Genomic DNA, 14,476 nt, shown 5'->3' on the forward strand with positions numbered 1-14,476 from the left:
ACATCTGTCCGCACGACCACGAAACGGAAACCGGACATGACGCCTATCGACCGCGAAGCCCTGCCTTCAGAAATTCTTGCGCGGCTTTCGAAGGTGGATAGCCGGCTGATTGTCGCCATTGCGGGTCCTCCGGGCGCGGGCAAATCCACCCTCGCGGAAGAACTGTGCATGGCGCTCAACAAGGGCGCTGATGGCCCATCCATCGTCGTGCCGATGGACGGGTTTCACCTTGATGACGTGATTCTCGATCAGCGCGGGTTGCGCAGTCGCAAAGGGTCGCCGCCGACCTTCGATTGCGCCGGTTTTGCCGCCCTGTTGGAACGGCTGAAACATGCACGCGACGAAGTGTTCATTCCTGTGTTCGACCGTTCGCTGGAGCTTTCCCGCGCGGCGGCCTCGGTGGTCGGGCCCGAGCATCGCGTGCTTCTGGTTGAGGGCAATTACCTGCTGCTCGATCAGGAACCATGGTCGGGACTTGCGCCGTTTTTCGACATGACAATCCGTCTCGATGTGTCTTTTCCGGTGCTGGAGCGGCGGTTGATCGACCGCTGGCTCTCTTTTGGTTTCGACGAGGAGACGGCGCGCAGCCGCGCATTGTCCAACGATATTCCGAACGCTAAGCTTGTCGTGAGCCAATCGCGCCAAGCGGAATTTGTCGTCGCGACGGATGGGCGATAACGGGGAATTGCTGTTTTCAAGGCTTGCGAGGATGCGCTTGCGCCTGCATGATGGGACCAATTCGTAGCATTCTGCAATTTCCGATCGGAATAATCCCCAATGACCGATTATGTTTTCGCGCCGCGCCCGCAGCCTATTCTGCCCGTGAAGGGCACGGACGCAGCTTTTCCCGTGCATCGCATCTATTGCGTCGGTCAGAATTATGCCGATCACGCCATTGAAATGGGCGGCGATCCGACCCGCAATCCGCCGTTCTTCTTCCAGAAAAATCCCGACAGTCTGGTGATCAATGGCGGCGATTTTCCCTATCCGCCCAAGACCGAGGATGTGCATCACGAGATCGAGCTTGTGGTCGCATTGAAGACTGGCGGCATCGATATTCCGGTCGAACAGGCGCTGGATCACGTTTATGGCTATGCGGTGGGCATCGACATGACGCGGCGCGACTTGCAAGCGGTCGCCAAGAAGGCCGGTCGCCCGTGGGAAGTCGCCAAGGCATTCGAGCATTCCGCGCCATGCTCTGCCATCGCGCCAGTATCGGATGTCGGCCATCCGCAGTCCGCATCGATTTCGCTGTCCATCAATGACGAGACGCGCCAGTCTGGCGACCTCAACCAGATGATCTGGAAAGTGGCGGAAACGATCTCCTATCTTTCGTCGCTCTTTGAGCTGCAACCGGGCGATCTTATATTTACAGGCACCCCCGCAGGCGTCGGTCCCGTGCAGCGCGGCGACCACCTTGTGGGCAAGGTGGATGGTGTCGGCAGCTTGTCGGTTACGGTTGCCTGATTTTCTATAAAGCGCATCCCGAAAAGTGGGAACCGGTTTTCGGACAAGATGCGCGCTAAAGCAAAGGACTACAGCGCATCCCGAAAAGTGGGAACCGGTTTTCGGACAAGATGCGCGTTAAAGCAAAGGACCAGAGCGCCGATCTGATTCAATCAGATCGAAATGCGCTCTAAGCGGAGGAGACAGAATGAGCACCTATCTTCCCGATGACGTGCATGATGCTTTGGAGCGCGTCATCGCTGAAAAGCATCCGGGTCTGAACCTGACAGAAGCCATAACGCTGATTTTGCGCAAATGGCTGGTCCATGAAGGCTATCTGCCCGCGGCGCCAGAACACGGCACACCGCCGGAAGAACTGAACGCGACCAATGATGATTAGCGCGTTCGATACCACGCCGAAGCAGCAAAGCCGGGGCGACAAGTGACGATGGCCAAGCATTCAAAACAGGGGGCGGGTCGCAAGGCGGCGCTCGGCAAACGCCTTTTGATTCTCACGATTCTGGCCATTTTGCTGGTCATCGCGCTCATCTGGATGAGCATTTATCTGTTCGATCCGAATGGTGGACTGGACTTCGACGATCTTGGAATATTTGCATTGGATTTCAATGTGATAGATACGATGCTGCCGCGCATTCTCTGAGCGCGTTAATCCTTTTGTTACCATTTGAAATATTCATTTTGGCGCGACCCAGACGTTTAGCGCTTCCGTTTTTCGTCTTTTGCATGGTACAGAACTGTCATCGACCGAAAGAATATTGACTGCAACGGGCTTCCTGGAGGCCGTTAAGCCAAGAGGATCTGGATGGCATTCGAGGACATCAAGGCGGAAATTGCGCTGCTGTTTGAGCAAATGGTGAATCAGCCGCAGGACGCCCATGAAATCCGCGAAACGGTTCGCGAAAAGCTGAATGCGCTCCGTGCGAACGGTTTGCCGCTGCCTGACGATCTGGTCGAGCTTGAAAAACGCATCGAAAAAGATTTCGATTCCTGAGAACGGGTCCAGCCATGCGTTTCGCGCTTTTTTCTTCTGCATCCGCTTCCCTTCTCGGCAAGGGTGTCCTGCTTTTGGGCTGTGCCGTGGCGCTGAGCGCCTGCAACACCACCAATGACGGCAAGCCCGTGAAAACGGCGCTGATTTCCCCAACGGATGCTGCAACGCAGACCCCTGCACCGGGCGCCGCACAGGTGACGGATGCGAAGACCGTTGCCGTGGCCGCCGCTGGCACTGCCGTTCCCGGCGCTGCGGCTTCCCCTGCACCAGTCGCTAATGCCGCTGTCGGCACGACCGCAACGGCCATGGCCGCTGGTCCGGCTGCAACGGGCGGTGCTGCCGCGATTGCCGCTGCCACCACGACGGATGGCGCTGCTGTTCCCGGCGTACCGGCTGCTGGTGTCGAGGCTGTTGCTTCTGCCGAGCCGGTTCTGCCTGCCGCCGTTCCTATTCCGGGCGAACGCGGCGTTTCGCAGCCGATGATGGCCTATGCAGGGGCACGTGCCGCCGCTTCGCCTGCCTCGGTTGCCGCCAATATGGCGTTTGAAACGCCGGAGAGCGCGCCGAAAAATCTCGATGCGCTGATTGCCAAATATTCCGTCGCTTATGATGTGCCTGAGCGTCTGGTGCGCCGCGTCGTGCATCGCGAAAGCCGCTTCAATCCCGGTGCGCGCAACGGTCCCTATTGGGGTCTGATGCAGATCAGCCATCCGACCGCACGCGGCATGGGCTATACGGGTGCGCCGAAGGGCTTGCTCGATGCCGAAACCAACCTGAAATATGCCGTTCGCTATCTGTCGGGCGCATATAAGGTTGCGGGTGGCAATGAAAGCCAGGCCGTGCGTTTCTATGCACGCGGCTATTATTACGATGCCAAGCGCAAGGGCATGCTGGAAGAAACCGGCATGGATGGCGGTTTCAGCAACGGTCCGACCCGCGATGCCGCGGCTGCCATCGAGCCGGTGTCCCTGCCAAGCGGTTCTTCGGCGCCGCTGCCGGGTGTTGCACCGATCCAGGCGTTATACACGCCAGCACAATAAGCTTCTCCCGGCGGCGCTTGGTCGCCGGTTTAATTCCCCATATCGACTGGCGCATCGGCCCAAAAATCGGAATCGATTCTTGGAAAGCACGATGCGTTTAACTGTCATCTTGACGCTGCAAAGCGAAGGTAGTTCCCTGTCCGAAGACCGGACAGGGCGAAGATTATGAAGCTGCCACATTCCATCAAATGGCATTACGACAAGGCCGAACTCTGGGCGGATGGTGTTATCCATGTGCTTGGCGTGGCGCTGGCTTTCGCCGGTGCGGTTGCCATGCTGATCTATTTTCTGCCGAACAGTTCCGCAACGACCTCGATTTCGTCCAGTGTCTATCTGGCAAGCCTTCTGGGCGCGCTTGGCATTTCGGCGGTTTATAATATCTGGCCCGTCTCGCCGACAAAATGGTTCCTGCGTCGGTTCGATCACTCGGCCATTTATCTGCTGATTGCCGGAACCTACACGCCTTTCGCCATGCATATGGGAGATCGCGCCGTGCCGCTTTTGCTCTTCGTATGGGGCGTGGCTTTCGTCGGCATCATGCTGAAGCTTTTTCTGCCCGGTCGTTTCGACCGGCTGTCGATCCTGCTTTATCTGGCGCTCGGATGGAGCGGGATCATGGTCTACGACACGATCACTCAATCGCTGCCGACGACCGTGTTCTGGCTGATCGCGGCGGGCGGCATTGTCTATTCGCTGGGCGTGATCTTTCACGTCTGGCAGCGGCTGCGTTTCCAGAACGCCATCTGGCATGGCTTTGTCGTCGTCGGGGCGATGCTGCATTATTGTGCGGTGTTTTTTGTCGGTGCCTGGAACTGAAATTCTCAATGGAAGTCTCGCGACTTCGGCATGATCCGCACATTTCTCGGGTGATGCGCCATTTGTGACGGCGCGACGAGGCGTTGCGCCTCGCGCCCGCTCAGATCCATCAGGGCGCTGGAGCGGTCTTCGATCCTGGCCGCCACCAGATGCACCACGCCTTCCGGGCTGCGCTGGATGCGGCCTTCGATGCGGATCAGGCGCGCGCCCATCACCTCACGGCGAAACGCTTTCATGATTTTCGGCCAGACAACGATATTGGCAATGCCGGTCTCATCCTCGATGGTGAGAAACACAACACCCTTCGCGCTGCCGGGGCGCTGGCGCACAGTCACGACGCCCGCCACTTTCATCCGGCGACCATCGGCACCCTCCTGCACGGCGCGACAGGTGAAGACACCTTCTGCCGCCAGCCCCTCGCGCAAATATTGCAGCGGATGCCCTTTCAGCGAAAGCCGGGTCGTCTCGTAATCGGCAATGACATGTTCGGATGCCGCCATTTCGGGCAGCTTCGTGCGCGGCTCTTCCGCCAGTTCGCTGGTGGCGGCGGCCCGGAACAGCGGCAGGGTTTCGTCATTGGGCAGGCGGCGCACGGCCCAAAGTGCTGCGCGGCGGTCGATATCGAGCGAGCCGAAAGCATCGGCATCGGCCAGCGCGGTGAAGGCGCGCCGGTCGAGGCGCAGACGGCGATGCATATCCTCGATTGTGCGATAAGGCTCATGCCGGTCGGCAAGCAGCAGTTCGGTGTCACGTTTTGAAAAACCGTCGATCTGGCGAAAGCCGAGCCGCACAGCAGGGCGCGGACCGGGAGTGTCTTCCAGAAGATTATCCCACGCACTGAAATTCACATCGACGGGCAGGACCGTCACGTCATGTTCCCGCGCGTCACGCACGATCTGCGCTGGCGCATAAAAGCCCATCGGCTGTGAATTGAGCAGGGCGGCGGCAAAGACTTCCGGGTGATGATGTTTGATCCACGCGGAAATATAGACCAGATGCGCAAAGCTGGCCGCATGGCTTTCGGGGAAGCCATATTCGCCGAACCCCTTGATCTGATTGAAACAATTCTCGGCAAAGCTCCGGTCGTAACCGCGATTGACCATGCCGTCGATCATCTTTTTCTCCATGGTGTGGATGGTGCCCATCTTGCGGAAAGTCGCCATGGCGCGGCGAAGCTGGTTGGCTTCGTCGGGCGTGAACTTTGCCGCTTCGATGGCAATGCGCATCGCCTGTTCCTGAAACAGCGGCACGCCTTTGGTCTTGTCCAATATCTGTTGCAGCTCGTGCGGTGGTCCATGTTCCGGGGCTGGCGACGGCAAGATGTTGGGCTCCTGTCCGCTTCTTCGTCTCAGATAAGGATGCACCATATCGCCCTGAATCGGGCCGGGGCGCACGATGGCGACCTGGATGACGAGATCGTAGAACTTGCGCGGGCGCAACCGCGGCAGCATGTTCATCTGGGCGCGGCTTTCCACCTGAAACACGCCGAGTGAATCCCCCTTGCAAAGCATGTCATAGACGGCCCTCTCTTCGCGCGGCAGGGTCGCGAGGGTCTGCTTTTGACCGCCATAAAGCTGCGGCTTGTGCTGGTGAATGAGGTCGAAAGCCTTGCGAATGCAGGTGAGCATGCCGAGTGACAGCACATCCACTTTCATCAGCCCCACTTCATCAATGTCATCCTTGTCCCATTCGATGAAATAGCGGTCTTCCATGGCCGCCGGGCCGATGGGCACGGTCTCGTCCAGACGGTCGCGTGTGAGCACAAAGCCCCCCACATGCTGCGACAGATGACGGGGAAAGCCGATCAGCTCTATGGCGAGTTCCACGGCGCGCCGGATCACCGGATTGTCCGGGTCGAGGCCTGCCTGACGAATATGCTCCTTGTCGATGCCGCCGCCGGATATGCCCCAGACCGTATTGGCGAGCGCCGCCGTCACATCTTCCGTCAAGCCCAGCGCCTTGCCGACATCGCGGATCGCACTGCGGGACCGATAGCTGATGACGGTCGCGACAATCGCCGCGCGGTCGGTGGTATAGCGCTTATAGACATATTGCATCACCTGCTCGCGTCGCTCATGCTCGAAATCGACGTCGATATCTGGCGGTTCCTGGCGTTCGGCAGAGATAAAGCGCTCGAACAGCAGGTCGACTTCAGTCGGGTCAACACCGGTTATGCCAAGGCAGAAGCAGACGACGGAATTTGCCGCCGAACCGCGCCCCTGACACAAAATGTTTTCTGACTTGGCATATTGAACAATGTCATAGACGGTCAGGAAATAGGCCGCATATTGCAGCTTTTCGATCAGCGCCAGTTCCTTGTGGATCAGCGCCTGCACCTTCGGCGGTATATTATCGGCACCGTAATGTCGGGCAGCGCCTTCCCAGGCCAGATCATGCAGATGCTGTTGCGGTGTCTTTCCCGGTGGCACGGGCTCGTCGGGATAATCATATTTCAACTCGTCGAGCTGGAAGGTGATGGGCGCGATGAAATCGGCGGTCGCGGCAATCGCCTGCGGATATTGGCGGAACAGCCGCACCATTTCCTGCGCTGGTTTCAGATGGCGCTCGGCGTTTTTCTCCAGCAGCCGCCCGGCGGCAAAAACCGTGCTGTGATGGCGGGTTGCCGTCAGCACATCCTGAAGCGCGCGGCGGTTGGGGTGGTGATAGAGCACATCATTAGTGGCGAGAAGCGGCACACCGGCTTCGGCTGCAAAGCGGGCGATGCGTTCGGCCCGGCGTCCGTCATGGCCCTGATGCGGCATGGCAAGCGCCAGCCAGATGCAGCCTTGTGCCGCCGTGGCGATTTCCGACAGACGCGCCGGAAAGGCAGGGTCATCCTCTTCCGGGGGCATGACGGCGATCTGAAACTGTCGGGCGCGAAACAGCAGATCGGCCCAGAGCAGATGGCATTCGCCCTTGATGGCGGCGCGCCTTTTGCCTTCGGTCAGAAGGCGGCATAATTGCCCATAGGCAGGTCGGTCACGCGGATAGACGACCATATCCGGCGTGCCGTCGATGAAGGACAAGCGGCAGCCGATGAACAGCCGGAAATTGCTTTTGTCGCGAAAATCCTTCCAGGCGGCATGTGCCCGCACCACACCGGCCAGCGTGTTGCGGTCGGCAATGCCGATGCCGGAAAGGCCAAGATCGCGAGCTTGCAGCACCAGTTCCTGCGGGTGCGACGCGCCGCACAGGAACGAAAAATTGCTGGCGACAGCCATTTCATAATAAGCGGGTTTTTTCTCGATATGGGGCATCAGGCAAACAACCCATGCAGGAACCAGCGCGGATGATTGGCGCCGTCATAAAGACCTTCGCGGAAAATCCAGAAACGCTGGCCGTTCACATCTTCCACCCGGTAATAATCGCGCAGTTCCGGTACGTCGTGACCGATGGAAAGCCACCATTCCGGCTCGATCCGCTCTGGTCCTTCGGCAAGGCGAATATGATGGCGAACCCGCCGCCACAGGAAGAATGAGGGCGGGCTGTCCGGCACTTCCGCCACGCTTTCGATCAGCTGCGGCGGGCGAAACAGTTTTATGGGGCGCGCTGGCGGGTCACCGGCGAGCGTTGGGCTGCTTTCATAACCGGTCTGGTTTGCGCGGCTGCCATGCAGGGCAGGGCGCAGGCCAAAAGCGCGCTCCGGCATATGCGTATCGCGCGCGAAAGGCACCAGCACGCGGTCCGGCCCCAGACGCGCCGAGAGCCGGTCGATCAGCTGGCTGAAGCCGGCATCATCTTCCTCATGCTGGTCCAGCCCGGTCTGGCGTTGTGTGACTGCAGCGCTGCGCAAGGCGGCAAGCCTGATCATGTCGAAGCCGAAACCGGCATCCAGCGGATCGGTGAGGGCGTTGAGCCTTTCGCGCGCAAGACGCAGAAAAACCCTGTCATCGCGCAGAGGCTGGCCGGTTTCAATGCGGATATGGCGTATCTCGCCATCGACCCGGAAGAAGGATGCTTCGATCAAAAGCGCGCCTTTGCCTTCCGTCTCAAGCCGGGCGAACAGCTCCTGCGCCAATTCCTGCAAGATGCGCTCCACCAGTTCCATGGCGGTCAGAGGCTCGGACTGGCGGCGCTCTGCCGTTGCGAGCGGCACCATGCGTAGCGGCGAGATGGGCGCGCGCTCCTGCCGTGTCAGGCGACCGAGACGGGTGGCGAGATCGGGACCAAAGCGCGCGGTGAGTGCTGCACGCGGCAGCGCCATCACATCGCCGATGCGTTTCAGGCCCGCGCGCTTGAGGCCGGTTTCAGCGGCATCGGCCAGTTCAAGCGCGGAAAGCGGCAGGCGCGGCAACACGGCATCGGCCTGCGCCTTGTCGAATACGCCGCCTCTGGTGCCACGGGCGAGAAGCCGCGCCGCAAAACTGTTATCGGTAATGGCTGCCCGCACGTGCAGACCAGCGCGCTCGATACGCTGGATCACATCGGCATGCATGGCGACCAGTCCGCCGAACAGATGCGCGCAGCCGGTAATGTCCAGCATCAGCCCGTGCGGCGGATCGAAGGCGACAAGTGGCGTATAGCGTTCGCACCAATGGGCCATTTTGTTGAGCAGGGCGGCATCGCGCTCCGGCGCGGCATTGGCCACATCAAGCCTTTCCACACGCGCCCGCGCATCGGTCAGCGCCATGCCGGGATAAAGCCCGAGCTTGGCGGCCTTGACGTCGATGGCCGTCAACCGAAGCGCATTGGCGGTGCGCTCGGTAATGACAAGCGGCAGTGCGTCGGACGCTTGCCCGGAGGATGCATCAGATCGCCCGGCGCGGTGCAGCCTGTCCGTCGGCAGGAACGGAAACCACAGCGCCATGAACGCCATAGATGCCGACGCTGCCGCTTCCTTCCCGTTCTCTGATGCCGAATTCAAGGGTTTCATTGTTCCATTCCATGATCCACTGGCCGCATGTGCCATGACGGTTGCGCTCCAGAACGGCCAGGAAGGCCGGTTTTCCGGGCGCATTGGCCCCGCTGGAGCGCGAAGGCGCAGGTGCGACACGCCATCGGCTGACGGCAGCGCTTTGCACGCCGGTGCGATGACTTCGAAGCAGGATGACCGGCAGTTGCGCTGTCTCCGCTGCCAGCAGCAGGCGACGTGAGGCTGTCAGGTCGAGGCATTTCGGCTGGCCGGTTATCGAGGTAACGATGCCGGAGACGAGATGCGAAGCCTTGCCGCCGGTTCCGGCTTCCAGCACATCATTGGCCGCCTTCAGGACATCCTGCGCATTCGGACAGCGCACGATCAGCAACCGGTGCGGGGCGATGCCGAAAGCATGCAGCCCCGGCGGGTAGAGCCCGCCATATTCGCTTGTCGCCGTTTCCTCCTCGATCCAGATGATCGGTCGCTGCTTTTGTGTGGCGCGCAATGCCATGGCGAGCGCAAAGCCGGTCGCCGCCATATGCGCACCGGGATTTTCCGCGAAAACCTCATGCAAGGCATCACCAGCAAGCCCATGCGGAAAGGCTGCGTCCGCTGCCGCGTGGCCAAGCGCGAAACTGTTTTCGCGTCCGAAACCGGCAGCTGTATCGCCAGCAAAATTTCCTTGCGGATCGTTGCCTTCAATGGCGGTAACCATGCGCCGCAACGTCGCGATGTCGATGCCGCTCACGTCAAAAATCCTGTAATCTGTCTGTGTTTGTTGGCGCGGTTCCGGAGACAGGAACCGTCATTGTTCTCTATTTGTTCTAGTATTGAATCGACTCTGAAAAGAGTCAAGCAGGGAAACGTTCGATCCCTGTGGGCGCGTCGGATTCTTCAAGGAACAAGAAAATTCAGGACAAAGAAAAACGCCCTCCGATGAGAAGGGCGTTTCCAAAACGGTAGACCTTAGGCCGTTGAGATTCTGGCGCGGTGAGCCGAAAATGGTGGGCCTCGAGAACCGGCGCGCAGCGTACTTAAAGGTACGGGCGCACCGGAAGCGCAGAAAACTGCCATTTGCAGGCCAGCAGAGCCTGAAGATCAATGCCTAACGGCGGTCGCGGGCAGCCAGCGTACGCAACCGCAGCGCGTTGAGCTTGATGAAGCCTGCTGCGTCTTTCTGGTCGTAAGCGCCCTGATCGTCTTCGAAGGTCACGAGCTTGTCGGAATAAAGCGACTTGTCCGACTCGCGACCGATCACCATCACATTGCCCTTGTAGAGCTTGAGGGTGACTTCGCCTTCGACGTTCTTCTGGCTGAGATCGATTGCGGCCTGCAGCATTTCGCGCTCCGGCGAGAACCAGAAGCCGTAATAGATCAGCTCCGCATAGCGCGGCATCAGTTCGTCCTTGAGGTGAGCAGCGCCACGGTCGAGCGTGATCGATTCGATGGCGCGGTGGGCCGCCAGCAGGATCGTGCCGCCGGGCGTTTCGTAGACGCCGCGCGATTTCATGCCGACGAAGCGGTTTTCCACGAGGTCGAGACGACCGATGCCGTTGTCGCGGCCATATTCGTTAAGCTTGGCAAGAAGCGTTGCAGGCGAAAGACGCTGGCCATTGATCGAAACGGCATCGCCCTTTTCAAAGCCGATCTTGATGATCGTTGCCTTGTCGGGAGCTGTTTCCGGCGAAATGGTGCGCATATGCACATATTCCGGCGCCTCGACAGCCGGATCTTCCAGAACCTTGCCCTCGGACGAGGAGTGCAGCAGGTTGGCGTCCACGGAGAACGGCGCTTCGCCCTTCTTGTCCTTGGCAACCGGAATCTGATGCTGTTCGGCGAATTCGAGCAGATGCGTGCGGCTCTTGAACGACCAGTCGCGCCACGGCGCGATGATCTTGATGTCCGGGTTCAGCGCATAGGCCGAAAGCTCGAAACGAACCTGATCGTTGCCCTTACCGGTTGCGCCATGCGCAATGGCGTCGGCGCCGGTCTTTTTGGCAATCTCGATGAGATGCTTGGAGATCAGAGGACGGGCAATCGAGGTGCCGAGCAGATAAACGCCTTCATAGACGGCATTGGCGCGGAACATCGGGAAAACGAAATCGCGCACGAATTCTTCGCGCACGTCCTCAATGAAGATTTCCTTGATGCCCAGCATTTCCGCTTTCTTGCGTGCCGGTTCAAGTTCTTCGCCCTGACCCAGATCAGCGGTGAAAGTCACGACTTCCGCGCCGAGTTCCGTCTGAAGCCATTTCAGGATGATCGAGGTGTCGAGACCGCCTGAATAGGCGAGCACGACTTTCTTAACGTCTTTCCACTTGCTCATAGTCAACTTCCGATACGATGGATGACCCATTGTCCGCTCGGGGAGAGCATCCGCAGGGCTTGGGAATTGGATGTTGCTGTCCTTTTATCAGTTGCTAGGCGACGTGCAAGCCGGATGGCTGCGACTTATCGAAAAGACCCGAGAATCCAGTAGCGGCGAGATTTGATTCGCGTTAGAGCATTTCCAGCAAAAGTGCGAAGCGGTTTTGCGTCGGATAATGCTCAAAACAAACAGGATAGAGCGGTTCCGACGATTCGGTCAAAACAGGAACCGCTCTATCTTGCCGCGAATTTTCGGAGCTTTTCGCATGTCGTTCCTGACAAACCTGACCTTCATTCCCGAATGGACCATTTTCGTCCAGTTCGCGATTGCAACCGCCATTCTTTCCATCACACCCGGCCCGGATATGACGCTGTTCGTCGGACGGGCCTTGTCTGAAGGCAAGGCAGCCGGTTTCGCCTGCATGGCTGGCGCAAGCACCGGCATCGTCATCCACACCACCATGGTGGCGCTGGGGCTTTCGGCGCTGATTATCGCTTCTCCGGCTGCCTTCACCGTGCTGAAGGTTGTGGGTGCGGGCTATCTCGTCTGGCTCGCCGTACAGGCAATCCGCAAGGGTTCGGCGTTTTCGCCGGAAAAGAACGGCGGTAAGAAACATACGCTGGTTCAGAACTGGGCAACCGGGCTTGGCATCAATCTGCTCAACCCGAAGATCATTCTGTTCAACATGACCTTCCTGCCGCAGTTCGTTTCCGTAACGGACCCGCATGCGATGGGCAAATTGTTCTTCCTCGGCCTGTCCTTCATCCCGCTGGCGCTGCCCTTCACCATTCCGATGGTGGTCGCAGCCGACCGGTTTGCGGGCCTCCTGAAGAAGAACCCGACGGTCACGCGCATTGTGGATTGGTTGTTTGCGGGCGTGTTTTCGGCTTTCGCCCTGAAAATCATCACCGCGCAGGCGAAATAACCTGATGTCTACCCAGCCGGGTGGTCGGAAAGCCGTCCGGCATTGCGGCCTGCTATCAGCCAGTAGATGAAGCCGCCGACAATGCCCGCACCGACGAAGGCTGCGATCCAGAGCGGCATTTCCGGCCAGTCGTCCGATCCGCGAAACGGAATAGCGGTTCCCGCGGTTCCAAGGCCGATGATGGCGCCCACAACGCAATAAAACACCGACGAGCGATAACCGCGTGCTTCGGCAAGCAGAATGACGATGGCCGCTGGCAGGAAGCTGATGCCGCCTGCCAGCATGGCCACGATGAAACCGCCGACGAAAACGCTGCTCCAGAAGCTGGTTGTGGCCCAAAGGCTGGCGGCTTCCGTATTGCCTGCCCCGGCCATCATCGCGAAATCGTCCATCAGCGCATCAACGCCGATGCTGCGAAACAGGATTGCCGCCAGAAACCAACCGGTTGCCAGCAAGCCGCAGCAATAGCCAAAAAGAATAACGACGAAGCGCATTATGTAGTCGAATGTATCGTTCATGCGCGCTCGCTTTATCGGGTTATTCGCCCCGTTTATTCGCCGTGTCCGGCGATCATCATGGCTTCCAGCGCAAGGCGTTCGCTCTTGCGCATGCGTTCCGATTCCGACTTCAACTGACCGCAGGCGGCGAGAATATCGCGACCACGCGGCGTGCGGATCGGCGAGGCATAACCGGCTGCATTGACGTAATCGGCAAAGCGCTCGATCTGTTCCCAGTCCGAGCACTGATAGTTGGTGCCGGGCCATGGATTGAACGGAATGAGATTGATCTTGGCCGGAATGCCCTGCAACAGCTTCACCAGAAGCTTGGCATCTTCCAGGCTGTCGTTGATGTCCTTCAGCATCACATATTCGAATGTGATGCGCTTGGCATTCGACAGGCCGGGATATTCGCGGCAAGCCTTGATGAGCTGCTCCAGCGGATATTTCTTGTTGATCGGCACCAGAATGTCGCGCAACTCGTCGCGCACGGCATGCAGAGAAATGGCGAGCATCACGCCGATTTCATCGCCGGTGCGGTAGATTTCAGGCACCACGCCGGAGGTCGAAAGCGTGATGCGACGCTTGGAAAGCGACAGGCCATCACCATCGGAGGCGATGATCAGAGCCTTCTTCACTTCCTCGAAATTATAGAGCGGCTCGCCCATGCCCATCATCACGATATTGGTGATCTTGCGGCCTTCGGCGGGCACCATGGCACCGTCGGGCGTGTCCTTGTCCGGGAAGTCGCCGAGCCGGTCGCGGGCGGTCAGAAGCTGCGCCAGAATTTCTTCCGAAGTCAGATTGCGCACCAGCTTCTGCGTGCCAGTATGGCAAAACGAGCAGGTCAGCGTGCAGCCGACCTGGCTGGAAACGCACAGCGTGCCGCGACCTTCTTCGGGAATATAGACGCTTTCGATCTCGACCGGGCGGCCAGCGCCCCGCGGCGGAAATCGGAACAGCCACTTGCGGGTGCCGTCCTGCGAAATCTGCTCTTCGACCACTTCCGGGCGCGCAATGGTGAAATGCTGCGCCAGAATGGCGCGCAAATCCTTGGAAATATTTCGCATATCGGCGAAATCGGAAACGCCGCGCACATAGAGCCAGTGCCAGAGCTGGCTGATGCGCATCTTCACCTGACGTTCCGGCACGCCAGCCTTGACGAGCGCTTCGGCCATTTCCTCGCGCGACATGCCGATGAGCGACGGCTTTGCGTCCAGATTGGCGCGCACATGGCGGGCCAGCTGGTCGCGCGTATCATCAATGGTAAGATCGAACGAAATAGACATCTGTTTTCAACTGTTAAGGGGCGACCGCGATGACGCGCGCCGATCAATTTGGGCCCGATTGCCCTTATTGCGAGGATATATGGGCTCTGTCATCTGCATATGCGAGCCTTGTTTCGCGCGCTCTTAGCATAGATTAAGGCGTCCGTCATCCCGTTCGATCATCCCGGCTGTTATGCAGAATTGCCGGAACAAGCACGAAGAAAAAAGCCGGAGCACAGGCTCCGGCTT

The 14,476-nt window shown here is 59.2% G+C and carries 14 protein-coding genes; 8 read left to right on the forward strand and 6 right to left on the reverse strand.

Annotated elements, in window-relative coordinates:
- The first annotated feature begins 36 nt into the window (after window positions 1-36).
- The 7 genes from HWD97_RS05125 (at window position 37) to HWD97_RS05155 (ending at window position 4,314) form a co-directional block, all read left to right on the forward strand.
- Window positions 37-678 carry a nucleoside/nucleotide kinase family protein gene (locus HWD97_RS05125; protein WP_371834847.1) on the forward strand — a complete coding sequence of 214 codons (642 nt, stop codon included), beginning with the start codon at window positions 37-39 and terminating at the stop codon, window positions 676-678.
- A 99-nt stretch (window positions 679-777) separates the two neighbouring features.
- Window positions 778-1,467: a fumarylacetoacetate hydrolase family protein gene (locus HWD97_RS05130; RefSeq protein WP_371834848.1), complete on the forward strand. Its 690-nt coding sequence runs from the start codon at window positions 778-780 to the stop codon at window positions 1,465-1,467.
- Between the two features lie 187 nt (window positions 1,468-1,654).
- A complete protein-coding gene (locus HWD97_RS05135; protein ID WP_140024494.1) occupies window positions 1,655-1,846 on the forward strand; it encodes a hypothetical protein in 192 nt (63 codons plus the stop codon).
- Window positions 1,847-1,894: 48 nt separating this feature from the next.
- Window positions 1,895-2,107: a hypothetical protein gene (locus HWD97_RS05140; RefSeq protein ID WP_078339952.1), complete on the forward strand. Its 213-nt coding sequence runs from the start codon at window positions 1,895-1,897 to the stop codon at window positions 2,105-2,107.
- A gap of 162 nt (window positions 2,108-2,269) precedes the next feature.
- Window positions 2,270-2,458 (forward strand): hypothetical protein, encoded by a 189-nt coding sequence (locus HWD97_RS05145; RefSeq protein WP_078339953.1) that lies wholly within the window; start codon window positions 2,270-2,272, stop codon window positions 2,456-2,458.
- A 14-nt stretch (window positions 2,459-2,472) separates the two neighbouring features.
- Window positions 2,473-3,498, forward strand: a complete 1,026-nt coding sequence (locus HWD97_RS05150) for a transglycosylase SLT domain-containing protein (protein WP_371834849.1) — start codon at window positions 2,473-2,475, stop codon at window positions 3,496-3,498.
- Window positions 3,499-3,663: 165 nt separating this feature from the next.
- Entirely contained in the window at window positions 3,664-4,314 is a 651-nt protein-coding gene (locus tag HWD97_RS05155; RefSeq protein WP_140024491.1) for a hemolysin III family protein, read from the forward strand.
- A gap of 5 nt (window positions 4,315-4,319) precedes the next feature.
- Here HWD97_RS05155 and HWD97_RS05160 read toward each other — a convergent pair whose 3' ends face one another.
- The 4 genes from HWD97_RS05160 to HWD97_RS05175 form a co-directional block, all read right to left on the reverse strand.
- Window positions 4,320-7,571, reverse strand: coding sequence for an error-prone DNA polymerase (locus HWD97_RS05160; protein ID WP_371834850.1), 3,252 nt, complete (start codon window positions 7,569-7,571; stop codon window positions 4,320-4,322).
- Entirely contained in the window at window positions 7,571-9,022 is a 1,452-nt protein-coding gene (locus HWD97_RS05165; RefSeq protein ID WP_371834872.1) for a DNA polymerase Y family protein, read from the reverse strand. Before HWD97_RS05165 ends, HWD97_RS05160 begins: the two co-directional genes overlap by 1 nt.
- A gap of 40 nt (window positions 9,023-9,062) precedes the next feature.
- Window positions 9,063-9,917 (reverse strand): ImuA family protein, encoded by an 855-nt coding sequence (locus HWD97_RS05170; RefSeq protein ID WP_140024489.1) that lies wholly within the window; start codon window positions 9,915-9,917, stop codon window positions 9,063-9,065.
- Between the two features lie 357 nt (window positions 9,918-10,274).
- Entirely contained in the window at window positions 10,275-11,495 is a 1,221-nt protein-coding gene (locus HWD97_RS05175) for an argininosuccinate synthase (protein WP_339440146.1), read from the reverse strand.
- 307 nt (window positions 11,496-11,802) lie between these two features.
- Here HWD97_RS05175 and HWD97_RS05180 point away from each other — a divergent pair, with 307 nt between their 5' ends.
- Entirely contained in the window at window positions 11,803-12,462 is a 660-nt protein-coding gene (locus HWD97_RS05180; protein WP_109368120.1) for a LysE family translocator, read from the forward strand.
- A gap of 8 nt (window positions 12,463-12,470) precedes the next feature.
- On the opposite strand, the gene HWD97_RS05185 is transcribed toward HWD97_RS05180, so the two are convergent.
- Together HWD97_RS05185 and rlmN are read right to left on the reverse strand one after the other, a co-directional pair.
- On the reverse strand, window positions 12,471-12,980 hold the full coding sequence (locus HWD97_RS05185; protein ID WP_371834851.1) for a hypothetical protein: 510 nt from the start codon (window positions 12,978-12,980) through the stop codon (window positions 12,471-12,473).
- 32 nt (window positions 12,981-13,012) lie between these two features.
- Window positions 13,013-14,248, reverse strand: a complete 1,236-nt coding sequence (gene rlmN, locus HWD97_RS05190) for a 23S rRNA (adenine(2503)-C(2))-methyltransferase RlmN (protein WP_339440143.1) — start codon at window positions 14,246-14,248, stop codon at window positions 13,013-13,015.
- Window positions 14,249-14,476: the final 228 nt, after the last annotated feature.

The organism is Ochrobactrum sp. C6C9, from assembly GCF_022627935.1.
Lineage (GTDB): Bacteria > Pseudomonadota > Alphaproteobacteria > Rhizobiales > Rhizobiaceae > Brucella > Brucella teleogrylli.